Source organism: Gilvimarinus gilvus (genome assembly GCF_030518155.1).
Classification (GTDB): Bacteria; Pseudomonadota; Gammaproteobacteria; order Pseudomonadales; family Cellvibrionaceae; genus Gilvimarinus; species Gilvimarinus gilvus.
In genome coordinates this window covers 157,403-182,959 of record NZ_JAULRU010000418.1, presented here as the reverse complement: position 1 = coordinate 182,959, position 25,557 = coordinate 157,403, and the positions used below count along the sequence as shown (strand labels likewise).

Below are 25,557 nucleotides of genomic sequence, written 5' to 3'. Positions count from 1 at the left end.
GATTCTAAGATTCACCAATAACTCATTGCCAGCAAAGCCAAAATAAACCATAGCGAGCTTGGTAGGGCAGTGACCGGACACAGGACACTATTGTGACAACTGAAACGGCTGAGCGTTTTAATCCGTCATCACTAAAGCTGGTACACGACGAATTAGTCGCCACAATCGAAAGCGCCGCTGGCCGTTTGGAACAGTTCGCGGCGGACCTGAATAACGGCGAACTGCTCCAGCACTGTATTGACGATATCAAACAGATTCGCGGCACATTGAGTCTGTTGCAACTGCGTGGGGTCGATTTGCTGGCGGACGAATTGGTAGAGCATATTACCGACATACCGCTGGGAGAAGCCTCAACCTGTATTCCCAAACTGGAAAAAATCACATCCGTCTTCTTTATTTTGCCCCGGTACCTGGAATATTGTACTCAGACAGGCCGCAGTATGGCCGTGTTACTCATTCCACACATTAATGATTTACGCATTGCACGCCGAGCCAAACCTATCACTCTAGGGCATTATTACCCCCTCGATGCCAATCAGCACCAGCGCCCTGAAATTGAAGAGGTGGAAATTCCCGAAGATTTACGTCAGGTCATCAAAAGATTGCGACACATGTATCAAGTCGCCATGTTGAATGTACTGCAGGGTAAACAAGTCAAGCCTTCGCTCGGCATGATGGAGCGTTCAATGCAACGGCTCGACAAACTGTCGGCAAATAGGCCGCTTGGTGTGCTTTGGTGGGTTGCCGCGGAGTTTATGTCATCTTTGCAATCCGAACAGTTGCTGTTAACGAAAGAACGTAAACTGATGTTTAGCGTCTTAGACCGCGAGCTAAAGCGGCTTATGTTCGAAGGAGAGGAGGCCCTCAATAGAGCGCCAGCACCCGAAGTCCTAAAGGAGTTGGTGTTTCAGGTTGTGCTGGCACGTACACAGAGTGCGCGATCGCAGGCTATTATAGAGGCGTTTTCGGCGCCTGTGTTGCCGTACAACGAAATGGAGCTTGTGCGTGAACAAGAGTACTTAAAAGGCCCCAGTGCCAATACAGTCAGTTCAATGACAGCCGTCCTTCAGGACGAGTTGCGCAGTACTAAAAATATTCTGGAGCGAGCTGCACAAGGGGGGATCGAGTTACTGAGAGATAGCCCTGAACTTGTGGAGACTCTTAAGAAAGTCTCGGACATACTGGCGGTGGTTGGTTTAGCGGCACCGAGCAAGTCACTTAAAGAGGAAATTGACCGTATAGTCAGCTGGCAAAAGGGCGAAGTAGAAGCCAATACCGATGACCTATTGGGTGTGGCGGACACAATGCTCTACATAGAAAGCACAGTGTCAGGCTTGTCGAAAATGAGCTTATCAGAAGAAAAGCTGGCTGCACTGAATGCGCTGTCGCGTGAAGAGGCTCTGTCTTCCAGTCAGATCATGGAGGCCGAAGCCCTGGTTATTGAAGAAGCTGAGGCAGGGCTGGCACTCATTAAGCGAGGCCTAAGCTCCTATGCTGAATCAAATTACGACATTGGTCATATTAAAAACGTCGCCTCTACTCTGACTTCCGTCAGAGGCGGCATGCTCGTTCTTAACCTGCCCAGAGCCGCCGCGGTTGTGGCCGCGAGTGAACGCTTTGTGAATGAAGCGCTTTTGGGGTCGGAGCCACTGGCGGCAGTGCAACATTTATTAGAGACATTTGCCGATGCGATTATTAGTCTGGAGTACTATTTAGACGCGCTTAAGTCGGACAAAAACGCTGACACCAACGTGCTATTGGTAGCTGAAGAGAGTTTGCAGGCACTTGGTTTTCCCGCAGCATCATAGTCGTGGCGGTTTAATGTGGCTAGCTTAAGTTACACTTGGCATGTTTGCGGCGAGCGAGTAGCTGTCGAGCATAGCTCAAGTAAAGCCGCGACAACTCAAGATTTACACGCTCATTGCGCAAGCGCCATTTGCTTGCCTCTGCCCGGCAATAACAATGATCGGCTGTGTATTCATCGTGATGTTGATTTGCCCGATGGCTATGAATGGTTAAACCTCCGGCAGTGCATGAGCTCCTTTTCCGAGTCAGAATTTACCAGGGCCGGTGTTGCTTTGCAGGTTGCACATTGGTGGGAGTCGCATCAGTTTTGTTCGCGCTGTGCCACGGCGCTGTCAGGGCCAACCGATGATCAGGTATTAGCTTTAGAGTTTCAACGATTCTGTGGTGTATGCAATGTGCCGTACTATCCTCGCATAAACCCCTGTATTATAGTTTTGGTCACGCGCGGTGAACTCTGTCTACTGGCTAAGCATACACGATCCAAAACTGCGACTTATACAACTCTTGCAGGCTTTGTTGAACCGGGCGAAAGTATTGAATCGGCGGTACACCGGGAAGTGGCAGAAGAGGTTGGCATTGAGGTGACTAATCTGGCTTATCAGTGCAGTCAAAGTTGGCCATTTCCAGGCCAGCTTATGCTTGGGTTTTATGCAGACTACAGCTCCGGGGAGCTCGCGCTACAGCAAGATGAAATACAAGATGCTGGCTGGTATAGAGCCGAACATCTTCCGAAGGTGCCACCTAAAGGCACGATAGCACGCAAGTTGATCGATGGATTTATAGACAAACAGGTCTCCAAGCAGACCGCAATTGAAGATAAGGAGAGACGCCACCGTGCTTTATAGTGCATTAGCCCTCGCAGCGGCTGGTTTGTGTCTGATCGTCGCCTATATGTCAGCCAAATTGTTGTTTAAGAACAGTTGGATTCTAGGATGGTTGCGTGGCATGTTTGGTTTGGCGTTGTTGGCACTTGCCGTCATTTTTGCATTTGTTGCGCTTGATATTTTCAGTTATCGACAAATTGTCAAAGAACAGGTTATCGCAACAATCAGCTTTGAAAAAATTGCCGAACAAGAATTTAAAGCTGTGCTTGCCGACAACGCAGGGAACGAGCAAGAATACCGACTGCGGGGCGATCAGTGGCAACTTGATGCCCGTATTATTAAATGGAAGGGGCCTGTGACAAAGTTAGGGGTACAACCCGGCTACCGGCTGGACCGCATTTCAGGGCGCTATTTCTCTCTGGAAAAGGAACGGCAATCTGAGCGCTCCATTTATTCTTTTAACGAAAGTAAATTTGGGGTTGATGTGTGGCAGTGGCTGCGTCAGATAAAAGAAACTTTACCCATCATTGATGCCATCTATGGCTCGGCCACCTACCTACCTATGGCTGATGGCGCACTATTTGAAGTAAGCTTGTCTGGCACCGGATTAGTGACGCGCCCCTTGAACGATTTTGCCCGAGATGCAGTTGGTCTTTGGGAATAATATAAAATAATCAGGAGTTTTCTTTGGAATTTCTAGTTGAGTACGGACTGTTCTTTGCTAAAGCGGTAACCATTTTAGTGGTCATCGCTGTAATACTCGCGTTAATTGCGAGCTCCAAGCAACGAGTCAACAACCAAAATAAAGGTCATATTGAAGTAAAAAAACTAAACGAAACCTACGACGAATACACCGATACTCTGAAAGAGGTCGTATTTGATGACAGCGACCTTAAACAGCAGCAAAAAGATGAAAAAAAACAACAAAAACTGGAGCGTAAAGCGCAGAAAAAAGCACAAGAGCAGGGCGATAAGGCAAGGCGCAAGCGCGTATATGTACTGAATTTTGATGGTGATATTAAGGCAAGCGCTAACGGTAGTCTCAGGGAGGAGATTACCGCTGTGTTAGGTTTGGCAGAGCCGCAGGATGAAGTCGTTGTTAGGCTCGAAAGTGGCGGTGGAATGGTGCATGGCTACGGTCTTGCGGCGAGTCAATTGACCCGAATCACGGAGAAAAGTATTCCTTTGACCGTTTGTGTCGACAAGGTGGCAGCCAGTGGCGGGTATATGATGGCATGTGTGGCAAATAAAATTGTTGCGGCTCCGTTTGCTATTGTGGGTTCCATCGGTGTCGTCGCACAGCTTCCGAATTTCCATCGTTTGCTAAAAAAGAACGATATTGACTTTGAGCTTTATACGGCCGGTGAGTTTAAGCGCACCGTGACGATGTTTGGCGAGAACACCGATAAAGGTCGCGCCAAGTTTCTCGAAGATATTGAGCAAACTCATGACTTGTTTAAAGATTATGTGCAGGAGCACCGCCCTGTCGTAGACATCGCCAAGGTTGCTACGGGCGAGGTTTGGTATGGGCGCCGAGCTCTGGAAGAGAAGCTTATCGATGAGCTAAAAACCAGTGATGGCTACTTGCTCGAACAAGCCCAAGAGGCTGATGTGTTTTCTGTTGAATTTACCCACAAAAAATCCCTGCCAGAAAAGCTGGGGTTTGCCGCTGAGTCAACGATCGATCGTTTGGCCTTGCGTTGGCTCGGGCGGCTGCAGGCTAGCCGCTGGTTTTAATAGGCTTGCGGGGTGAAGTGATGAAAGAGTTTAGAGCCATTCGAGTTGCAACTGACGGCACAGACATTAAATGCCAGTTGGAAACTATAAATAGTGACCAACTACCAGCTTCGCAAGTGCTGATCAAAGTTGTGTGTTCGTCACTAAACTACAAGGATGCGCTCAGTGCCTCTGGGCATAAGGGGGTAACCCGTGCTCTGCCACATACGCCTGGGATAGACGCAGCAGGTATTGTCGTTGAAGATTTAAGCGGTCGCTTTGAACCCGGTGCCCGTGTGATTGTGAGCGGCTTCGACTTCGGGATGAATAGCGACGGAGGTTTGGCGGAATACTGCAAAGCTCCCGTTGAGTGGGTTTGCCCATGTCCCGACAACTTGTCTTTTTATGACAGCATGGCTCTGGGTACCGCGGGCATTACGGTAGCTTTAGCATTGCAGAAAATAGACCGTCAATTACCAATAAATTGTGATAATACAAAATTCGTCGTATCCGGGGCCTCCGGTGGTGTTGGAAGTATGGCCATAAAAATTGCTAGTGCTCATGGCTATTCTGTAACGGCTATCACGTCCCGTGAGAATGAATTTCAGCGATTGCAAAAGCTTGGCGCCCGGCAGTGTGTTTTGGCAAGTGAATGGTCGAGCAACAGTGAAAAGCCACTGCTCAAGCCAGAGTTCACGGCAGGGCTCGACACGGTGGGTGGTCCCGTTCTTGTAAATTTGCTAAAAGCTATTGCCCCCGAAGGCGCTTTAGCTTGTTGCGGAATGGCGCTGTCTGCTAATTTTTGCTCCACGGTTTTTCCTTTTATTTTGCGTGGCGTGTCATTATTGGGCGTTGATTCCGCTGAAATTGCTTTGTCTGAGAAAGCTTCGCTTTGGCAGTCTCTGGCGGATCTCAACCTCAAATTTGACGATGTCGCCGAACAAGTTTCTCTCAGGCAAGTGCCCGCATTGTTGCGCGATATGCAGGTTGGCAAAGGCCGTGGCAGAAAGGTCGTGCGTATCGCCGAGGAGGAGAGCTAATGTTTTTTGAAGAAAACAAGAATAAAATGCCTACCCCGGAGGAAGCTCTGCCCGGGCGAGAAACGCCGCTGCAGGTTGAAGCTACTCATTTTGTCAATAAAAATTCCATAAAGCCGCCTTATCCTGCGCACAGCGAGTGGTTCTATGTTGGCCTCGGTTGTTTTTGGGGTGCCGAACGTGTTTTCTGGCAGCAACAAGGGGTTATCACGACCGCCGTAGGTTATGCGGGAGGCTATACCCGCAACCCAACTTACGAAGAAGTGTGTACGGGTTTAACGGGACACAATGAAGTAGTCTTGGTCGTTTTTGATCCGAAGCGTATCGAATTTACGCAACTGCTGCAGGTATTTTGGCAGGCGCATAATCCAACCCAAGGAATGCGTCAGGGAAATGACCGTGGCACTCAGTACCGCTCGGGTATCTATTATTCCACGCAAGAGCAGGGCAGGCTCGCCACTAAAAGCAAAGACCTCTACCAATTGGAAATGCATCGCGCAGGATTTACTGAGATAACCACAGAAGTTATTGCCGCCCCTGATTTTTACTATGCCGAAACCTACCACCAGCAATATTTAGCCAAAAACCCTGGGGGTTATTGTGGGCTGGGTGGGACAGGTGTGGTGTGCCCGCCGGTGAATCTTTAGCACTTGTTTGGGGTGCGCACGGCTAAGCTTCAAGTACTTCCATAACAAATTTTAAGTACACCGTATACACGTCGACATGGCCATCTTCGTATTCCACAATAAAAAAAGGCGCCCGATCAACACCATACTCTTTAGCCAGAAGCATCCCGGCACTAGTAGGGTCTGCTTCGTCTGCATCGATAATCTTGTCGATGCGCTGCATATAGTTGGCGTGCTCTAGCTTTGACAGGACATCGGCACACTTGCGGCAGGGTGAGCCGTTGCTTAAAACTTTTTTAACAAGTGTAATTTTCATGCCCACTGCCTTAGGTGTCTATATTGCTTGCGTGTAAGCCGCACTCTTTTTTGGTTGCCTCTTCCCACCACCAGCGACCTTCGCGCTCGTGCTGTCCTGGGCCTATGGGGCGGGTGCAAGGTTCACAACCAATGGAGACGAAACCGCGGTCGTGTAACGAGTTGTAAGGAACTTCATAGGCGCGAATATAGGCCCATACCTCTTCTGAGCTCCAGTTTGCGAGGGGGTTGTACTTGGTAAGGGTTTCTCCTGTTCGAGCAAAGCCCTTATCGTCCTGAATTACCGGAATATCGGCGCGCGTGCCAGGGCTTTGGTCTTTGCGCTGGCCGGTTATCCATGCGTCGACCTCCAATAACTTTTTTCGCAATGGGGCAATCTTGCGAATACCACAGCACTCTTTATGCGTATCTTCATAGAAGCTGTATAAACCCTTCTCGCGCACGAGCTGGCGCACAGCCTCTCCATCCGCTGAGATGACATCGATCTTAATACCGTAGTGTTTTCTTACCGCCTCAATGAATTGATAGGTCTCGGCATGCAGACGTCCCGTATCAAGCGAGAACACCTCTACATCCGGTCGTATCCGGCTGGCCATGTCGATTAAAGCGACATCCTCGGCACCGCTGAATGAAATAGCGATACGATCATGGTTTTCAAGTGCGTGTCGCATAATGCGATGCGGGCTCTGGCCCTGAAGTTGTTGTTCGACATCCACAAGTGAGATTGCGTCGTTCATTCGTTGTTCCTTAATTCACTGGGTAGCCTGCGGGCTTAACATCGTAGATGGGCGCAAGGATACCAGAGCGAGGTTTGGGTTCCCAATAACACTCACCACTTAGGTTATAACCAAACACAAAGAGCCGTGAAACACTGAGCTAAAAATATTCAAAAAGGGTGGATAATGTACACATGCTGTGTGTGATGCAATCAGTTTACACTAGATATGCTAAAGAGGTCCGCGCTTGTTGCGGGTCTCCAGTGTGTTGGCGGAATATTCATTATACCTATATGGCTTATACGCTGGGTAGATCATGCCAATATAATTATATGTTCCACGTGAAAACGAGCGCTTTCTGATTGCTTTTCTAACCCGGTCAGGTAAGATTCCCGTCTTTTCCCACCTATATATAATTTTGGAGGCTGACGTGGAGCTGGCATGTTTGGACCTGGAAGGGGTTCTGGTACCGGAGATTTGGATAAAATTTGCCGAAAAAACTGGCATTGAAGAATTGAAAGCAACCACGCGTGATATTCCAGATTACGATGTACTGATGCGTCAGCGCTTGCGAATACTGGAAGAAAATAATCTTGGCCTAAACGAAATTCAGGAAGTGATTGCCACACTGGAGCCGCTCGATGGCGCTGTCGAATTTATCGACTGGCTGCGCGAACGCTTTCAGGTGATTATTCTTTCCGATACATTCTACGAGTTCTCTCAGCCTCTGATGAAACAATTAGGGTTTCCTACCCTGTTTTGCCATCGCCTTGAAACTGACGAAAAAGGGCGGGTTATAAACTATCACTTACGTCAGAAAGACCCTAAGCGTCAGTCTGTCCTGGCATTGAAAACCCTGTACTACCGTATTATTGCGGCCGGGGATTCCTATAATGACACGACGATGCTGGGGGAGGCCGACGCAGGCATTTTATTCCATGCTCCGCAAAATGTGATCGATGAGTTCCCGCAATTTCCTGCCGCTCATACCTATGAAGAACTTAAACACGCCTTTCTTAAAGCGAGCAACCGCGAGCTGACGTTGTAACCTACGCACAATATTCGTGAGTACCGAAAGGGCTGCCGCACATTAACAGTGCGACAGCCCTTTTTTGTATGCGCCATATTGGTTAATAATCATATAAAATTCAGTAATTTAAGGCGAATTGCGCCAAATTGCTTCGACGCTCTAGATTGCATAGAGTTCAAAGTGATAGCCTTGAATGCGCGTCGGTTTGGCGCTTAATCAACAAAGCGGGTGTCAGGTTCTCTGGCATCCCAAATAAGCTTTCTCAGGCTTGGAGATAGTCATGAGAAGGCCAGCCACAACTCGAAAGGAGTCTGAAATGCTGCAAAAAAAGAGTAAACGCACAAGCGCGCGTTTTTCGCTGCGCCGTACCCTAGGGGTGATTGCGGGGGTGTCGCCGGTGATCTTGGCTTGCTCCGCGGCGCCAACCTGGGCAAGTCAATCCGTCATTGAAGAGGTGCTAGTCACCGCTCAAAAGCGCGAACAAAGTATTCAAGATACATCAGTGACTGTGAGCGCCTTTTCCGGCGAAGCCATGGAGAAAATGGGCTTCGAAGAGGGATTGGACATCACTCAGCAAGTTCCCAACATGAACTTCTTTGCCATTTTTGGCGAGGCCTCAAGCCCCTCGATTAGTTTGCGCGGCATAAGCTTGGTGAACTATTCAGACTCCTGGGAGGCGCCGGTGGCGATGTACGTGGATGACGTCTATCGCGGCAACCCGGCCGGTTCTGCTATTCAATTGTTTGATCTGGAGCGAGTGGAAGTATTGCGAGGTCCCCAGGGGACACTCTATGGCCGAAACGCGACCGGTGGCTTGGTGAATTACATTTCCCGCGACCCAACCGATGAGTTTGAAGCCTCCACCAGCTTGCAAATTGGCAGCTATTCAGAACGTATTTTCGAGGGTATGGTTAGCGGACCATTCAGCGACAGCGTTCGTGGCCGGCTGGCGGTTAAAGTTAACCAGGCGGATGGTTGGCAGAACAATAATGCCGACCCGGTTAACGATTACGGCTATGACGTCAACCTCGATCAAAAACTAAATGAAACCGACTCGCTCGGCTATCGGGCTAAATTAGCAATTGATGTCGGTTCGGACGGTGAGCTGCTGTTGGATGTGCACGGCAGCGAAGCAGACCAGGCCAGCGTCGGTTTTGCCCACATGGGCTACCAGGAAACCCCCGGGGGCGCGACCTGCTCGATTGCACGCATTCATCGCGGTGAGTGTACCAGCGCTACATTTTTGACGACCGGTATTGAGCAAGCGGGTGGCGACTTTAACCCGGAAGATGTTTCATCCAGTGTCAGTGGTGGGCTAGACACGCGCATTGACACATTCGGCGTTTCCGCAACCTTCAACTGGACGTTCGCCAACGATATGATACTCACCTCCATTACCGCAATGGAGACACTGGATAAATACCTGCAAGATGACGGGGACGGGGTTGGCAGCGGCCCGGCTTTCGACGTTTTTTTCGATGAGCAATACACATCAGACTCTGATCAGCTGACTCAAGAGTTTCGCTTAAGTCAGGACACCGATCAGTCAAGCTGGGTGGCCGGCTTGTATCTTTACGACGACGAGCGCGATATGAGCACGCAAAACCCAACCGAAGTGGAGTTTGAAGCGGCTGATGAATTTGCTTTTGCACACCGCGAAGATGTGTTGCTGGATACGCAGTCAATGGGTGTCTTTGGTCAGTATGACTGGCATTTTTCCGACACGATGACGCTGGTATTGGGCGCCCGTTATACCGATGAAAATCGAGATTTTAGTTACGAGCGCTATCGCAGCTACTACAACTCACCAACAACAGACACTCCGACGTTTGTTGACGACTCCATATCTGAAGACAACTTTTCCGGGCGTATTGGTCTGGATTGGAAACCTTCGAATGACACACTGGTTTATACCAGCTTGGCAACGGGCTTTCGAAGCGGCGGCTTCTCGGCAAGTTACAACAGCGTGCCAGAGGCGTTCGAGCCGGTCGGCTCCGAGGATATGACAAACTTTGAAGTCGGGCTAAAAACAACGTTTGCCGGTGGTCGTATGCGTTTTAACGGTGCGGTCTTCGCTTATGAGCTGGAAGGTTTTCAGGCGCAGCTGTTCGACACGCTGGCAAATGGCGGTCGAATCCTTAATGCTGGTGATATCACCGGTCACGGCCTGGAGGCCGAGTTGACGGCCCAGGTCACCGAAAATTTTGAGGTGATTGCCGGCGCTGGGTATTTGTCTACAGAAATGGAATCAGATCAATCTAGCCCAGTAGCGGGTGATACCTATTATTACGATGGCAATGAATTACCATCAGCGCCAGAGCTGAGCTTCAACACGGTTCTGCGGTATTACATACCGATGGGGGATACGGGAGAGTTAGCGTTGCAAGCCGATTACAGCTGGCAAGATGAGCACTTCCTGCAAGTTGAAAACGACCCTTACTCACATCACGACAGCTACGGAATTGCCAATGCTAAGGTCAGCTGGACCTCGCTGGATGGTCGCTACACGGTAGACGCTTTTGTTAACAATGTTTTGGAAGAGGAGTATTTCACCTACCAAAACACGTTAGGAAGCGATTGGGGCTACGCGGTTTGGGGGCGTCCTCGCACCATGGGCCTTAAGTTCAGTTGGAAGTTGTAGTTCTAATTTTGCTAACTTTCGTAAAGCTTGCTCAGTGATGAACAATTAACATCGAGTTGATCCGACTACCCGTATCCACTGATGCGGGTATTTTTTAAGTCTGTCGTGTGGCTCCAAATGTACGCCAGTTAACGAAGGATTTAACTGGCGTGCATGTTGATTATACTGTTGATACAAATTTTTTAGCTTTTTTGTAGGTGCTCGAAAGCCTTGTGCAGTAATAGGTGTTAATCGGCTATTGTTGCCTAAACTAAATTTCAAATTTTAAGCTGCTGATTGGAGTCGTTAAGAAAGTTCCTTGGCTATATAACCGCTGGACACGCCCACGAAATACCCTCAGGCTATGCCTCTCACCCCTGATGCAAACCGTGTAGACGGGTGACCAAAATTAATCATTAAGATGGCGTATCGGGGCGGGAAAGTTAAGTGAGGACGGCACTACTAACCATATTTGCAATGTTAGCCTTTGCTGGCAACTCTATTCTGTGCCGCTACGCGTTGGGCTCCGGAAGTATTGATCCGCTTACTTTTACCTTAGTGCGTCTCGTTAGTGGCGCCATTGTTTTGGTGTTTTTACTTGCGCTGGTGCAGCGACGTTCACAGGTTGCAAGCAGCAAACTTGGCAGTTGGCCTAGCGCCATTGCCCTTTTTGTTTACGCGCTTTGTTTTTCGCTCGCCTACGTCAAAGTGGGCACGGCGGAGGGCGCTTTGATTTTGTTTGCGACCGTACAGCTAGCAAGTTTATCTGCCAGTGCAATGTCAGAGGCCAAGCCCGGCTTGCGCGAAATTGCCGGAATGCTTGTAGCGTTAGCCGGTGTGGCAATTCTGCTGCTGCCTCAAGCTTCCCGGCCCGATTTGTTCGGCGCCATTGTCATGGTTTTATCGGGCGTTGGGTGGGCCGGTTATACCTTGCTGGGACGAGGAGTTGCTAACCCGCTGGCCAGCACCTGCGGTAATTTTGTACGGGCGGCTCTGCTCGCAATTATCTGCATCACACCATTTGTTTTCCACGCGGACGGCGCAACACTTATTGGCTGGGGGTTCGCCCTATTGTCAGGCGGTTTAACGTCGGCTATAGGTTACGCTGTTTGGTATCAAGCGTTAGCAAAGCTGACGATTACTCAGGCATCGGTTGTGCAATTGAGTGTGCCAGTGATAGCGGCTTTGGGGGGAGTGGTCGTTGTCAAAGAGGCATTGTCCGTCGCGTTGCTGTTATCGATGGTAACGGTGGTAAGCGGAATCGCTCTCACTTTGCGCCGTCATTAATCGCCACTATGGGATGTTTTGAAACCATAAAAAAATGCCCAGAGAGGCAGTTGACTTGGTAAAACAGCGGTATATACTCGATTGTGCTTGAAAGTTAGTTCTATTTTGTGCATTGCCAAAACTGCGGTATCACCTAAGTTTCTGGTTCCATCAGTCATAAGGAATAGCAACACTTTAAGCAAAAACCGCTCCGGATTGGAGCAGAGCACGATTGAATGATTGAGGAATAACTTATGTCTACCGTTACCGGTACCGTAAAATGGTTTAACGAAGCCAAAGGTTTTGGTTTTATTGAGCAAGAGTCTGGCCCAGATGTTTTTGCGCACTTTAGCGCTATTCAAGGTTCGGGCTTTCGCACCCTGACTGAAGGCCAAAAAGTTGAGTTTACAATAACTCAAGGTCAAAAGGGTCCTCAGGCCGAAAACATAGTAGCTCTGTGATTTTAGATTGCTGAGTTCAGAAAGGGTGGGCGATGAGCTCACCCTTTTTTTTGTCTTAATGTCGGCGGTGCAATATGTGTATGGAAAAAATTAGAAATGCCATTACGACCATTGCCAACTTCCCCAAACCCGGAATTCAGTTTAGAGATATCACAAGCTTGCTGGAATGCCCGGAGGCATCGCGACTTACGGTTGAAAAACTAGGGCACAAGTGTATTGATATCGATTGCAACAAGATCGTCGCAATAGAGGCGCGAGGGTTTATATTTGGCGCCACTTTGGCACAAGAGCTCAGCGTGCCCCTGGTGTTGGCGAGGAAGCCGGGTAAGCTTCCCCGCGCCACCTTGCAACAACAGTACAAGCTCGAGTACGGTCAGGATACGCTGCATATCCACCGTGACTCTTTGCAAGAGGGTGACCGGGTGCTCATCATCGATGACTTGATTGCCACTGGCGGCACCGCCTTAGCCGTTGTAAAGCTGGTTGAGCAGGTGGGGGCTCAGGTGACCCACGCGTGCTTTGTGGTCGCACTGCCGGAACTTGGCGGCGTTTCCAGACTCCAAAAAGCCGGTGTTAGGGTGGATTACTTACTGGAGTACGATAGTGAATAAACGTTGGATGTTGATAGTGGCGGCCGCAATGGCGATAAGTGCTTGTACAAACAAGGCGATATACGACAATGTTCAGAGTGACCAACGCTGGCGCTGCCAACAGGAGCCACCACCCGCCCAGGAGCGGTGCCGCCAACAAGCGTCGCAATCTTACGAGGAATATGAGCGCGAGCGCCAAGAGCTCAAGTAATAGGCCTTGGTCGTAGCGTTACAATTGCGTATCATACGGCCCGCGATTGAATTCAGAGGGTAGGTGGCAATGGGCTTCATTTTGGGCGTTATCATAATTTATGTAGCTTGCATTGTATTCGTACGCACGCGCAATCGAGTCACATTCCCACTGAGCCGCCAGTTGTCGGATTTTTCGACATTCATGGTGCCATTTAACTTACCTGCTTACGGTCTATCGAAGGTTGAGACGACCCCGCGAGTGTCAAAAGAGCACTTTCCCGAGCTCAGAGTGATCGAGGACAACTGGGAGGTTATCCGTGATGAGGCGCTGGCGCTCTATGAGGGCGGTAAGATTACCGCCAAAGAAGACCTTCCTGCCAGTAGCTTCTACAAAGACAACCGCTGGACCAGCTTCTACCTTAAGCTGTACGACAATCGTATTCCATCGGCCTATGATTTGGCGCCGAAAACAATGGCGCTACTGGATCAAGTGCCATACCTCAATTTGGCATTATTTGCGGTTTTGATGCCCGGTAAAAAGCTCAACCAGCACCACGATCCCTTTGCCTATACCTTGCGCTATTCCCTCGGTCTAAGCACACCTAATAGTGAGAAGTGTGGCCTGCAGATCGACGACTTTCGTTATACGTGGCGCGATGGCGACAGCATTATTTTTGACGAAACCTACCTGCATAGTGCCTATAACGACACGGAAATGCCGCGTGTAATCCTTATGACGGACATTGATCGCCCGCTACGATTGGGGTTTGTGCAAAAAGGCTATTGGTATTTTGGTCGATTTTTCAACCGGCTGTTTATGATCGATAACGTCGACGCCAGCAATACAGGAATTGGCAATAAGCTCGGTAAGGGCTTGCTCGCTTACCAAAAAGTGTTGAAAAGCATCAAGAAGAAAAACCGTAAAGCCTACTATGCAGGAAAATGGATAGTGATTGGTGGCCTCTTGCTACTGATTGGTTCCGCTTTTATTTAACCGTTAATTTACCCGTTAAGCCTCGCCAAATTCGCTTTCCAGAGACCTTAAGAGTATCGCAACTTTGGTGATGCTCTCCTGGTACTCCGACTGGGCGTCTGAGTCAGCTACAATTCCGCCGCCACCCCAGCAGGTGATGCGCTGCCCTTCGGCGACCAACGTCCTGATCGTAATACTGGTATCCATTTTGCCGCAACTGCTGATGTAGCCAAGGCTGCCACAGTAGGGGCCTCTGCCATGAGATTCCAGAGACTCTATGATTTCCATGGCGCGTATTTTCGGTGCTCCGGTTATGGATCCACCGGGAAAAGCGGCACGCAACAGACTTAAGGCTGTGTGGCCTGGTTTTAATCTGGCCTCAATCGTGCTCACCAGGTGATGCACATTGGTAAACGATTGCAGCTCAAACAGGCGCGGAACGCTGACTTGATTGCAGGTTTGGCTTAAATCATTGCGCAGCAAGTCTACAATCATCAGGTTTTCTGCCTGGTCTTTGCGGCTTGCTACCAGGGTATCGGCGGCCTTCTTGTCCTCGGGCACGCTGGCACCGCGAGCGATAGTGCCTTTTATCGGACTCGTCGTTACCCGGTCGCCATCGCACGCAATAAAGCGCTCGGGAGATAGGCTTATGATTGCACCGCTGGACAAGGGTATATACCCCGCGAACGGAGCCGGGTTGATCTGGCGCAAATGCAGATAGGCGACAAGCGGGTCACCGCTAAACTGCGCTTGAAAACGCTGCGCAAAGTTGACTTGGTAAACATCGCCGTCGTATATGTACTTATGAATCGCATCGAATTTCTCGAAGTAAGAATTGGCTTTAATAAATGACTCGAACACACTGATTTTAAAAGGTTCTTTTGGCTTTTCTAGAAATTGCTTTAAGTTAAGGTGGTGGTTCAAATAGCGATAGGGCGCCTCTCCATACTCACTACTTTTAGCCGTGATATAGGCTTTTTGACGTGCATGGTCGACGATAACGGTCCAGGGGTATATGCCAATGGCCATGTCAGGTAGTGAGCTGTCGCGGGTTGCAAGCCGGGGTAACCGCTCTAAACGGTGGGCAAGGTCGTAACCGAAAAAGCCAATAGCGCCGCCACACATAGGCAGCGATTCGTTGTCGGCCAACATGGCAGGTGGCGAGTTTGGCAAATAGCGCTCGACAAGCGCAAACGGATCATCTGCAAAGTTCTCCACGCTCGCAGGCCGCGCGTCGGCAGTTATCAGCTCATCAAACGGCTTAAAAGACTGTACCTTGGTGTTGGCTCCAGTCGTTTGCAAATAGTGCGTCGGGCATGCGGAAAATATATCGTAACGGCCGCTTGGTGAGCCAGCCCTCTCGGGTGACTGGCAGCTGTCTAGCCAAATGGGGTGTTTCAGTGGTCGAATGATCTCGAAATATCGACTGGTATCTGTGAAGTAAGAAATTTCTTTTATAAACGGTGCAAAACTCATTATACCCGGCCACCAGCAGTTTCAACGCGTATTTCAACGACGCGCATTAGCGCGGCAAAGAGTATAAGGGCTGGCGCGATAAAAGCCTATCGCGTCGCCCGTGTTGCACTTAACTGACCTGTAACTGATCGGGGTCGGGTGTGTGTGTCTCGATCCCGGCCAGCTCCTCCAGGGCAAGCATCACCGCTCGCTGCAAGTCCTGCGGCGTTTGCTGCAGTAATGTGTCGACACGTCGACCTTGGGGATGTTCGCTGGGATACATACGTTCCCAATGATTCGCCGCATTCTCAAGCACTCGACTAAACTCTATCGGTTCGGCAAAATAGACATCCTCATGCATTTCGCTAAACTGAGTAAACGCAAGTAGGGCCTCGACGACTGCACTTTTGTAGTAGCTCGGATGCAAACGCTGGGTAACCTGGTCCAGTAACTGCGCAAAACTCTCTTCCTGCGATGTCATCGAGCTGCGCACCAACTCGCAATCTATTATAAAGCCATCGCTTTCACTGTCGCCGAAAACCAATAGGCGCGCACTGGCTAAACTTTGCCAAATCGCTGACAGGAAGTTGTCGTCAAAACGGGTGATAAAGCCGCGTGCTGCGCGCCACTCAAACCAGTCGGCATCGACGGCTTTTGCCGTTACAGCATCACTACCGGTTAACAAGCTAGATTGCTCGTGCCCCGTGTGGAAAATGTGGTCAACTCCCTTATTGAAAATCTTGCGCTGGGAGCTAAACACATTTCGCAACTTGTTATACAGGTAGCTGGGGGGCTGCTTTGCCAGCCATTCTATCGGCGTTAAGCCTTCCCCCTGGTCGCTGTAATGTGAACACAGAAGCATAAAGTTGTGCAGCTGAATCGAGCGCAAGCCTTCAAACAAAAACGGCTCGGTACGCAATAAGCTGCCGATAGCAACGATCACCTCCTGCGCCAGCGACTGCTCCAGAGGATCGACAAAAACTTGCTCCAGGCCATCGAGTATCTCTTGGTTGCTGAGTCCAGAACTGATCAGCATTTCTGAGCGTTTATCCTCTCCAATTGCCAACTTTAAATGGCGGGCGGCAAGCAGGGTAATGCTTTCGGCAAGGTCGAGGTGCCCCTGATCGAGGTAAGCAAAGCACAAGCGGCACAGTGCCCACCGATTGGTTTGTTGGGCAAAGCGTGCAATTTCCTGCAGTAATGCTTTTGCGGACAATGAACCATCTATATTAATAGATTGTTCTAGTTCACCCTGGGTAAGTGAACTTTTAAATTCGTGCACTAAATCGCACGGCGGTGCGTCGCGTATTACCGCTTCGGTTAGGCTGCTGAACGGTGGTAGTAAATCGTCAGTATCAATCTCAAGGCTGGTGGAAATTTTGTGATGCTGTGTCGTGAGGGCAAGCACAGAGAAATCTGGCAATATCAGCTCCGTCGTACGTGAAGCGCGCACGGCGAGGCTGGCGGAAGCATTGCCAACATGCTCGTGGGTATTGCGAAGCTGTAAGTCCTTTAAGGTTTTAAACAAAATAGCTGCGCCGGGAATAGCGCACAGCTCATCACCGATCTTCAGTGTAAATACCGCCACTTCAGGCACATTCCAGTGTTTGCGAATGTGAGTGATCTCGCTGATCAGAAGCTCGCTAAAAAACTCCGCATCATACAGTCTGTAGTCGCGGGTTTCACTCTGCAACCAAGACAAGCAAAGGCATGTTCTATTGTTTATCTTGTAGCTGTGAGATGTTGCCAAACTTTGTAGCCGTCTTTTAGGGCGACCGGTTAATCCCAGCGCCTCGTTGGCGCCGACCCGGCTAAACGCATCAACCAAGTGAGGAGCGGTAAGCGCAGCGACTGGCTTTATATCTTCGAGCGATTCGGCAATAACGCCATTTTGCGATAGTGTTGCCTTTACCTGTTCATTCTCTGCCAGCACCACCAATGCAATTTGCGCTTGAGTGAAACGAGTTGAGCGTCGGCGTATATAAAGGGGGTCAAGATCTTCATTACTGAGATAGCCTTCATCCAATAAGCGGCCGGTATAAAACAAACTTTGAGCCCACACCAAAGGTATATTTTCGTTGGGCAAGCGAGATTGTGAGCGCGGTTGTCGTTTTTCAACGCCAATGTATTCCTTCGGCAAGTAGTAAAGCTCAGGTATTAAGCCTATGCCGCCGCGTTGAACCATCAGTGATTCGATTTTCTTGCGGTAGTGCTTGGCCGTTGTATCCAGACCGTCAAACAATGCATTAACGTACAGGTAACAATAGAAGAGGGGCCATTCTGACTCAATATGCTCGAAGCCGGCCAGTTCCGAATGCTCGTAGTACAAACGTGTGCTTTCCTCAATAACCGTTTGATGGCCATCCCATAAAAATCGCTTACAGCCCCAGTTACCGCCAAGCTTTGACAGTATCGTATCGCGGGTTTTGGTAAGCAACTCAGCTCGGCCTACCGCAAAAGCGGGAAATCCAATGATAGAGAGTAGGGCGCTATCCACCTCCTTAGACAAGGACTCACGCGGTAACAATGCTCCCAAGGTGTTGCGAGCCAGAGCAACGGCATCGGGTATAACGTGTATGACCGCACGCTTATTCGCGTCAGGGCCAAATAAGTTGAGCCCATCCATGGCTTGCAATGCTGCTTTGGCCATTCCTACCGAGCTTGCATTGATTTCCGTTTGGCCATTGTTGATTTTATTGCCGCGCTCCCAAATGCCAAAATCTGGCGTACGATAGGCGCTGGCAATGTAATAAACCAGGTTTTGAACAAAATCTACCTCGCTACCTGTGCAAACTATCCGCAAGCCAGAGGCGGACATTTGTGCCAGCATTAACAAATAGATAGAGGTGGCGTCTATCTGCAGGTGCCCCCAGGCGTCATCTGCAACAACCGTCAAGCCGCTGGCCGTATCGTATTTAGCGTGAAGTGAGTCCTCTGGGGCGAGTGTGTGTTTAAAAGTTTCAACTTTATCGGCCTGGCGCATCATCGCTTGCAGCAGGCCGCGCATTAACTTAATGGTGGCCTGCTCCAGCAGGTCGTGACGGTTTTTTTGACCGTCGCGTTTCATTGCCAGACACAGTGCCCACACCGAAATAATGGAGTAAACGTTATCGCGGACCCAGGCATCGGTATAGTCACCGTGACTCGTCACAGCGGTACTCGCTGGCAACAGCCCCGTCACCGGGTGCTGACGACTGAGGATTACCTGTTTGATCTCTTGATAAACTTGTTCCAGTGTTGCTTTGGATCGCTTCATATATTTACCGCTAGTGACAACCAAGCTCCGTCGAGAGTGCGTGCCCATGTAAAAGAAGGCATTGCTACTGATTTAATCTAGCATCAGTCGTGCCGCCTGTAAGATATTGTTATGTTAACGCTAGTATGTTGAATCTGAATGACATTTTTGAGCCTGAAAAGCTACCTCGCAGACAGCGGCTCGCCCTGTTGTGGTGCGCAGACGTTAAACGCCCGCCCCACTAGCAGGCTGTTGAAAAACCCCGTGCATGCTCATAGATTACGAGCCTTCCTGAAAGCCTGAGTACGCTTGGGGTTTTTCAGCAGCCTGTTAGGTATCACCAGCGAGCGTGGCGGGATCCAGCAAAACTTCAAGCTCAGAGCGAGAAATATCCGTTAGCTCTTGTGCCACATCCAATATTGGTCGGCCAGATCGGTAGGCCTCTTTGGCTATTTCCGCGGCTTTTAGATAACCAACGGCTTCGTTGAGAGCCGTCACTAATATTGGGTTGCGCGCCAACGGCGCAGCAATATTGGCCTCGCGCACTTTAAAGGTTGCAACGGCCTTATCAGCCAGAAGCGTAAGACTTGTACTTAAGATATGTATACTAACCAGCAGATTATTCGCAATAACGGGCAAACAAACGTTGAGCTCAAAGTTCCCGGACTGTGCGGCGAGCGTTATGGCGGTATCTTTACCGATCACATCGGCGGCCACCATGACAACTGCTTCAGGAATAACCGGATTTACCTTGCCGGGCATGATACTTGAGCCCGGCTGTAACGCCTCAAGCTCAATTTCACCCAGGCCGGCCAAAGGGCCGGAGTTCATCCAGCGCAAATCATTGGCGATCTTGGTTAGGCTTACCGCGATCGCTTTCAATGCGCCGGAAACGGCTACGCTAGTGTCTTGCGTTGAAATCAAACGGAATAAGTTGTCACCGGGTATGAAATTATCTCCCGTAAGAGTATTCAAATGCTTACAAAAGTGGGAGGAAAAATGCTCTGGGGTGTTCACCCCGGTGCCGACGGCAGTACCTCCTTGGGCCAATTGGCGCAGGGCGCTTTGCTGTGCGGCAAGCGCTACTATTAGCGCGTCGATTTGGCTTGCCCAGGCATTCAAAGTCTGACTCATGCGCACGGGCATGGCGTCCATAAGGTGGGTACGGCCAGTTTTAACAATATGCCTAACGGACCGCGCTTTGCGTTCACAGGCCTCTTTCAGGTGGTGCAGCGCCGGTATCAACTGTTTATCGAGAGTCAAAGCCGTGCTGATATGTATGGCTGTGGGAATAACGTCATTACTGCTCTGTGAGCAGTTTACATGGTCGTTAGGGCTGACTTTTTGGGCAAGCGACTGACTCGCTAAATGTGCGAGCACCTCGTTGGCATTCATATTCGTGCTGGTGCCCGAGCCGGTCTGGTATACATCCACCGGGAAGTGCTGCATTAGGTCAGCCGATTCAATTAGCTGCAGAGCATGCTTTGCGATCTGTGCGCCTAGCTTGCCATCCAAAACACCGAGTTCAGCATTGGTTTTGGCCGATGCTGCTTTTATTAACAGCACGGCTTCAATAAATGGCCTGGGCAGTGTCTGTCCACTGATAGGGAAGTTGTTAATAGCCCGCTGTGTTTGTGCGCCGTAGAGTGCACCGCTGGCAACCTCTAGCTCGCCCATGCTGTCGCGTTCGATTCTGGTCTTAGTCATAAGCTCCACATTGGCAGGGTTTAACCCTGTACGTCAATCTACTTGCTATAACTCTAGCACCCTGCTTAAGAAGCGGCCCCGACAGCGCCATTGTGAATAGTGATCAAACGTTAATAATTAAAGTTGCAGAAGGTCATTCCGATCCATATAATGAGAATCATTATCAAAATGATGTGGCCACCTAAGCGAAAGTCTCCGCGTACGGGGTGTACGGCCAACTGCGAGTCTTGAGAAGGTTATGGGGTTACATTTCGGTACTTTACGCCAGTGGCATTGGGTCAGTTCAGCAGTTTGCCTGGTGGGCATCCTGCTATTTGCTATAACCGGCGTCACTCTCAATCACGCTCATCAAATACCGGCACAAAACTCAACAGTCAGTCGTGACGGTCAATTGGATTTGGAGTTGCTTAAGTCCCTAACGCCACCGGTCGGAGATTCGGCTCCATTGCCTGTCAGCGTTCGGCATCAGCTCAAAAGAAGCATCGATGTTCATGTTCCGCCGGGGGTTCAGGCAGAGTGGTATGAGGAGGAAATATACGTACCCATGCCGCGCCCGGGTGGCGATGCTTGGTTGAGCATCGATCTGGTGAGTGGAGCGGTACTGTATGAAAAAAATACTCGTGGTGCGGTGGCATATCTTAACGACCTGCACAAGGGAAGAAATACCGGTGTTGCCTGGAGTTGGTTTATCGATGTGTTTGCAGTTGCCTGTGTGATTTTTTCTATTACAGGACTTTGGTTGTTACTACGACTGCAAAAAAACCGTCCGGCCACATGGCCGGCAATCGCCTTGGGGCTATTTTTGCCCTTAATCATCATTATATTATTTGTTCATTAGTCTCGTTAAGGAAGTTGAGTATTCATGGTGTCAGTTAAACGCTTATTTATCGCCCTCGTGACAGGATTGTGTGTCAATGCTCAGGCAACAGAGTTATCAATAACATTGGAAATACCCTCAATGAATGTCGCTGAGTATCACAATCCTTATGTAGCTGTATGGATTATGCATAGCGCAAGTCGGGAGATTACCAACGGCACTGTTTGGTATCAAATTGACGAAAATGCAGAAGGAGAAAAATGGCTGAAAGATATGCGTCTCTGGTGGCGGCGTACCGGGCGATCCTTGGATGTACCCATCGACGGTGTCACCGCTGCTACCCATAAGCCAGGCACTTATAACATTGATCTAAACCATATCACTGGCGAGCTTAAGCCAGGGCCAAATCAGTTGTATATTGAAGCCGCGCGCGAGGTAGGTGGGCGGGAGCTACTAAGCGTTGAGTTTGACTGGCCCGTGCAACAGGCTCAATCCTTAACCGTTCAGGGCGAAACAGAGCTCGGTGACATTGTTGTCACTCTCCAGCCCTAAAATATTTTGACATTTGACTATTAGCACAAACGAAAAGGAATTGCGCATGAAGTTCAAAAAGACCGCAGCGTTATTGTTGGCCCTATCGACATCCATGGCCGCTGAGGCCCATCGTTATTGGGTTCTACCCGCAGCAACAATTTTATCGGGGGATGATCCTTGGGTGACCGTAGATGCAGCCGTGTCAAACGACATCTTCTATTTTAATCACTTCCCACTGCGAGCCAATTTTCTATCGGTGGTAAGGCCCGATGGAACTGGTGGCGAAATGCACAATGTCGCAGAGGGTAAACATCGAACTACTTTTGATCTGAATCTCAAGCAAGAAGGTACCTACAAAGTACTGATGAATACCAGTGGTCTTCGGGCGAGCTGGGAAACAGAGCAAGGCGATCGTAAATTTTGGCCCGGGCGCGGAGAAAAACCAAAGCCTGGTGACTTTGAAAAGAAAGTACCTAAGCAGGCAAAGAATCTCAAAGTGGGGTATTCCTCCACAAAGCTTGAAGCGTTTATAACGGCCGGCGCCCCAACGGATACGGTCTTGACGTTAAACAACCAGGGCCTCGAAATGAAGCTGTCGACCCACCCTAATGATTTAGTCGACAGCGAGCCGGTAACATTGCAATTCTTTATGGATGGAGCTCCTGTCGCTGGAGCAAGCGTAGTAATCATTCCTGACGGTATGCGTTACCGCGATTCACAGCAAGCATTGGAGCTCGCGACAAATGCTGATGGCAAAGTAAAAGTGGATTGGCCACACGCAGGTCGGTACTGGCTAGAAGCCGAGTATGAAGATAGTAAAGCTAAGCCCCCAGCTACCACGCGCAGCGGCAAATACATTGCGACACTGGAAGTGTTACCGCTGTAACGATAATGATTGAAATCGAGAAATGGGCGCTGGCAGCAATGCTAGCGCTTTTTTATAGTGTGATTTGCTGGTTCTTATTTAGGCGCCGCGGCGCCGCGACAATCACCTCCGACATAGTTGTTGCGTACGCCAGTCAAAGTGGGCGTGCGCATTTGTTAGCCACTAAAACGGCTGAAGCTTTCACCGGAGCGGCGTCTTTGTGCGCTCTGAATCAGCTGTCCGCCGAAGATGTTTGTGGTATTCGAACACTTTACGTTGTAGCGAGTACATACGGTGAGGGAGAGCCGCCTGATAATGGCGCTGCTTTTTCGAGCGTTGTACAACAACTGCAACCCAATGCGCTGTCGGCTCTCGAGTTTGCCATTCTAGGGCTCGGCGATTCGCATTACCCCGAGTTTTGTGCCTTTGCGAAAAGCTTGTATGGCACTCTCCACGCGCGTGGTGCTACACCACTATGCACTCTCCTGGAAATGGATGCCGCGAACCCCAGGCTCGAACAGCAAGTGTTGACCCAATGGCAGCGCCAATTGCAAGCAGGTGACGGTGTGTTTAGCTTTAAAGCGGCCGACCAACTCGTGCACCCTACACGCCAGCGGGCTGCGATTTGCGAAAGAAGGTTGCTAAACCCTGGCAGCCCCGGTGCGCCAATGTATTTCCTGTCACTCTCGGTTAATCAGGGGGCGGTTAGTTACCAGGCTGGCGATATTATTGAAATATTTCCTAAGAACAATGCCAGCTCGTACGAGTCCATTTTAGCCCAACTAGAGATTGGCGGTGAGTCTTTAACCGATACCCAAGGGGGCAAGCGAACGGCCACAGAAATTGCGGCCACCAGGGACCTCTACAGGGTCAGTTTACCCTCCCTTAATAATAAAACTGACAACTTGAAATGGTTGAATAATTTGCCCGAACTAGCGCCGAGGCAGTACAGTATTGCCAGTGCTGGCAACAACAAATCACTAGAAATTGTTGTCAGACAGCATATTGCGGACAATGGCACACTGGGGGTCGCTTCTGGCTTTTTAACAGAACACACCTCGCTAGGAGATGAGTTGGAGTTCTGTATAAAGCAAAATATTGAATTTCATTCGCCCGACGCTGACAAACCGCTGATTCTTATTGGCAACGGTTCCGGTATCGCTGGTCTTCGTGCCCACCTAAAGCATCGAGCCTGCAGCGGCGGCGCGCCGTGCTGGCTATTGTACGGTGAGCGCGATCCGCAAGCCGACAGACCTTTTGCCGGTGAGCTGACTGAATGGCTCGCCTGTGGTGTTCTCGAACAGCTCGACTGTGTGTTTTCGCGTGATCCGACTCACCCAGAGTATGTGCAAGATCGCATGCGAGCCAATGCAGACCTATTGGAACATTGGCTTCAACGCGATGCCTGTATTTTAGTGTGTGGCAGCAGATTAGGAATGGGGGAGGGGGTTCATAGTGTTTTAGAGGATATACTGGGTCTAAAAACTGTCGCGCGCATGCAGGCAGAAGGTCGATACCGAAGAGATGTATATTAAATGTCTTGAGCGATTCGCAGCATCGTTCCACTTGATATCACGTACACCCACTCCGCCAGTACGAATGCTTCGCATTTATGGTTGCAGCTATTCTACATTAGACTGTTGAGCGGTCTCATATATGAGTGCTAATGGTTTGCAGCGAAACTGAGAGTCTCACGCTTATGGTGTCGACCGAATTGGTAAATAGTGCCAACAATCGTGTAGCAAAGCTCAATTTCCTTTAGAATGGCGGCACGAAACTAAAACAATAGTGAAAGGGGGTGTGGCATTGGGTCAGGATCAGGAATCCGTTCCATTCTTAGAGCAAGCAGCGCAATACGGAAGACAAATTGACTATAGCAGGCCGGCGAGTGGACAAATTTACGGTTTTATTCGCGATGCAATTGTCAGTATGCAGCTTGAGCCAGGTCAGCTTATTTCAGAAACAGCCCTGGCCAAGAAGTTTGGTGTCAGCCGCACGCCAGTGCGAGAAGCACTCATTAAACTGTCCAACCTTGGTTTTACTGAGGTTCGGCCGCAGCGCGGAACCTATGTTTCGCGGTTTAGCTTAGAACAAATCTTAGAGGCGCGCTTTATTCGCGAAGCGCTCGAGGTGTCTGTTGTCAGTTACCTGGCAGACAATCCTGAGCGCAAAGTTATCACAGAAGCCGAAAGCATTATCGCCGAGCAAAAAAGTGCCGCAGATAAAGATGACACCCTTTTATTTCAAGCGTTAGACGACAAGTTTCACCAATTGCTGGCAAGCTACACTAGCTATCAAAGAGTAGCTGGCATGATTGAAGAAGAAAAAGCTCACATGGATCGGGTACGCAATCTAAGTTTGCATAAAAGTGGACAGTACAAGAGGGTGCTTGCGCAACATCGCGCCATAATTCGTGCGTTAAAGTCTGGCGATGTGTCTAAGGCTGCCAGTGCAATGAGCATACATTTGCGAGAGGTATTTAAAGTGTTGGATACTTTACCGGCTGAGCACCCAGAGTATTTTCAATAGCAAAAAAATCCCCGCTTAAAGCGGGGCTAAGCTTCATGCTAAATAATCCCTTCCTTATCGCTCCTGCTAGATATAATTGGTTAGAAAAAGTAGATTCAAAACCTCTGTCTGGTAGTTCGAGGCAATACCTCCTGCAATAGATTGCCTGATTTTAGGTCTACGTATCCGACAGTTTCTGGCCTCGCTAGGCTTAAACTATTTGTATGTTTTATATGCTAATTCGTCAATTGCTAAAGCGACCAT

General features: G+C 49.6%; 23 protein-coding genes. 18 read left to right on the top strand and 5 right to left on the bottom strand.

From position 1 onward, the window contains the following. Nucleotides 1–92: 92 nt before the first annotated feature. The 6 genes from QWI17_RS07555 to msrA are packed head-to-tail and all read left to right on the top strand — an operon-like array spanning nucleotide 93 to nucleotide 6,030. Nucleotides 93–1,808 (top strand): FimL-related protein, encoded by a 1,716-nt coding sequence (locus tag QWI17_RS07555; RefSeq protein ID WP_302721911.1) that lies wholly within the window; start codon nucleotides 93–95, stop codon nucleotides 1,806–1,808. Between the two features lie 15 nt (nucleotides 1,809–1,823). Then, nucleotides 1,824–2,651 carry an NAD(+) diphosphatase gene (gene nudC, locus QWI17_RS07550; protein WP_302721910.1) on the top strand — a complete coding sequence of 276 codons (828 nt, stop codon included), beginning with the start codon at nucleotides 1,824–1,826 and terminating at the stop codon, nucleotides 2,649–2,651. Continuing rightward, nucleotides 2,641–3,294: a cation/multidrug efflux pump gene (locus QWI17_RS07545; RefSeq protein WP_302721909.1), complete on the top strand. Its 654-nt coding sequence runs from the start codon at nucleotides 2,641–2,643 to the stop codon at nucleotides 3,292–3,294. The genes nudC and QWI17_RS07545 overlap by 11 nt, the downstream gene beginning before the upstream one ends. A 23-nt stretch (nucleotides 3,295–3,317) precedes the next feature. Then, complete coding sequence (sohB, locus tag QWI17_RS07540; protein ID WP_302721908.1) at nucleotides 3,318–4,367, top strand: protease SohB; 1,050 nt, start codon at nucleotides 3,318–3,320, stop codon at nucleotides 4,365–4,367. A 20-nt stretch (nucleotides 4,368–4,387) separates the two neighbouring features. Further along, entirely contained in the window at nucleotides 4,388–5,386 is a 999-nt protein-coding gene (locus tag QWI17_RS07535) for a YhdH/YhfP family quinone oxidoreductase (RefSeq protein WP_302721907.1), read from the top strand. Beyond that, a complete protein-coding gene (msrA, locus tag QWI17_RS07530) occupies nucleotides 5,386–6,030 on the top strand; it encodes a peptide-methionine (S)-S-oxide reductase MsrA (protein ID WP_302721906.1) in 645 nt (214 codons plus the stop codon). Before QWI17_RS07535 ends, msrA begins: the two co-directional genes overlap by 1 nt. A gap of 22 nt (nucleotides 6,031–6,052) precedes the next feature. On the opposite strand, the gene QWI17_RS07525 is transcribed toward msrA, so the two are convergent. Together QWI17_RS07525 and QWI17_RS07520 are read right to left on the bottom strand one after the other, a co-directional pair. After that, entirely contained in the window at nucleotides 6,053–6,325 is a 273-nt protein-coding gene (locus QWI17_RS07525; RefSeq protein ID WP_302721905.1) for a hypothetical protein, read from the bottom strand. Nucleotides 6,326–6,335: 10 nt separating this feature from the next. Continuing rightward, complete coding sequence (locus tag QWI17_RS07520; RefSeq protein ID WP_302721904.1) at nucleotides 6,336–7,061, bottom strand: phosphoadenylyl-sulfate reductase; 726 nt, start codon at nucleotides 7,059–7,061, stop codon at nucleotides 6,336–6,338. Nucleotides 7,062–7,470: 409 nt separating this feature from the next. On the opposite strand from QWI17_RS07520, the gene thrH reads away from it, so the two are divergent. From thrH to QWI17_RS07485, 7 genes are all read left to right on the top strand, one after another. Then, the gene (thrH, locus tag QWI17_RS07515) at nucleotides 7,471–8,088 is read left to right on the top strand and encodes a bifunctional phosphoserine phosphatase/homoserine phosphotransferase ThrH (RefSeq protein ID WP_302721903.1); all 618 of its coding nucleotides are present in this window, start codon (nucleotides 7,471–7,473) and stop codon (nucleotides 8,086–8,088) included. 298 nt (nucleotides 8,089–8,386) lie between these two features. Continuing rightward, nucleotides 8,387–10,711 carry a TonB-dependent receptor gene (locus tag QWI17_RS07510; RefSeq protein WP_302721902.1) on the top strand — a complete coding sequence of 775 codons (2,325 nt, stop codon included), beginning with the start codon at nucleotides 8,387–8,389 and terminating at the stop codon, nucleotides 10,709–10,711. Nucleotides 10,712–11,137: 426 nt separating this feature from the next. Beyond that, entirely contained in the window at nucleotides 11,138–11,977 is an 840-nt protein-coding gene (locus QWI17_RS07505) for a DMT family transporter (RefSeq protein ID WP_302721901.1), read from the top strand. Between the two features lie 233 nt (nucleotides 11,978–12,210). Continuing rightward, a complete protein-coding gene (cspE, locus tag QWI17_RS07500) occupies nucleotides 12,211–12,417 on the top strand; it encodes a transcription antiterminator/RNA stability regulator CspE (protein WP_302721900.1) in 207 nt (68 codons plus the stop codon). 80 nt (nucleotides 12,418–12,497) lie between these two features. Next, nucleotides 12,498–13,028, top strand: a complete 531-nt coding sequence (locus tag QWI17_RS07495; protein WP_302721899.1) for an adenine phosphoribosyltransferase — start codon at nucleotides 12,498–12,500, stop codon at nucleotides 13,026–13,028. Further along, entirely contained in the window at nucleotides 13,021–13,218 is a 198-nt protein-coding gene (locus QWI17_RS07490; protein WP_302721898.1) for a hypothetical protein, read from the top strand. Before QWI17_RS07495 ends, QWI17_RS07490 begins: the two co-directional genes overlap by 8 nt. Before the next feature lie 69 nt (nucleotides 13,219–13,287). Next, entirely contained in the window at nucleotides 13,288–14,193 is a 906-nt protein-coding gene (locus tag QWI17_RS07485; protein WP_302721897.1) for an aspartyl/asparaginyl beta-hydroxylase domain-containing protein, read from the top strand. 15 nt (nucleotides 14,194–14,208) lie between these two features. On the opposite strand, the gene pabB is transcribed toward QWI17_RS07485, so the two are convergent. The 3 genes from pabB to QWI17_RS07470 all read right to left on the bottom strand — a co-directional run bounded on the left by pabB (nucleotide 14,209) and on the right by QWI17_RS07470 (nucleotide 20,569). Next, a complete protein-coding gene (pabB, locus tag QWI17_RS07480) occupies nucleotides 14,209–15,648 on the bottom strand; it encodes an aminodeoxychorismate synthase component I (protein WP_302721896.1) in 1,440 nt (479 codons plus the stop codon). 109 nt (nucleotides 15,649–15,757) lie between these two features. Continuing rightward, entirely contained in the window at nucleotides 15,758–18,883 is a 3,126-nt protein-coding gene (locus QWI17_RS07475; RefSeq protein ID WP_302721895.1) for a phosphorylase b kinase regulatory subunit alpha/beta, read from the bottom strand. Between the two features lie 309 nt (nucleotides 18,884–19,192). Continuing rightward, nucleotides 19,193–20,569: a class II fumarate hydratase gene (locus QWI17_RS07470; RefSeq protein WP_302721894.1), complete on the bottom strand. Its 1,377-nt coding sequence runs from the start codon at nucleotides 20,567–20,569 to the stop codon at nucleotides 19,193–19,195. Between the two features lie 238 nt (nucleotides 20,570–20,807). On the opposite strand from QWI17_RS07470, the gene QWI17_RS07465 reads away from it, so the two are divergent. The 5 genes from QWI17_RS07465 (at nucleotide 20,808) to QWI17_RS07445 (ending at nucleotide 25,314) form a co-directional block, all read left to right on the top strand. Beyond that, nucleotides 20,808–21,407: a PepSY-associated TM helix domain-containing protein gene (locus QWI17_RS07465; protein ID WP_302721893.1), complete on the top strand. Its 600-nt coding sequence runs from the start codon at nucleotides 20,808–20,810 to the stop codon at nucleotides 21,405–21,407. 24 nt (nucleotides 21,408–21,431) lie between these two features. Next, nucleotides 21,432–21,938, top strand: a complete 507-nt coding sequence (locus tag QWI17_RS07460) for a DUF2271 domain-containing protein (RefSeq protein ID WP_302721892.1) — start codon at nucleotides 21,432–21,434, stop codon at nucleotides 21,936–21,938. Nucleotides 21,939–21,984: 46 nt separating this feature from the next. After that, nucleotides 21,985–22,806, top strand: coding sequence for a DUF4198 domain-containing protein (locus tag QWI17_RS07455; protein WP_302721891.1), 822 nt, complete (start codon nucleotides 21,985–21,987; stop codon nucleotides 22,804–22,806). Between the two features lie 5 nt (nucleotides 22,807–22,811). After that, the gene (locus tag QWI17_RS07450; protein WP_302721890.1) at nucleotides 22,812–24,320 is read left to right on the top strand and encodes a sulfite reductase subunit alpha; all 1,509 of its coding nucleotides are present in this window, start codon (nucleotides 22,812–22,814) and stop codon (nucleotides 24,318–24,320) included. 271 nt (nucleotides 24,321–24,591) lie between these two features. After that, nucleotides 24,592–25,314, top strand: coding sequence for a GntR family transcriptional regulator (locus QWI17_RS07445; RefSeq protein ID WP_302721889.1), 723 nt, complete (start codon nucleotides 24,592–24,594; stop codon nucleotides 25,312–25,314). The last annotated feature ends 243 nt before the right edge of the window (nucleotides 25,315–25,557 follow it).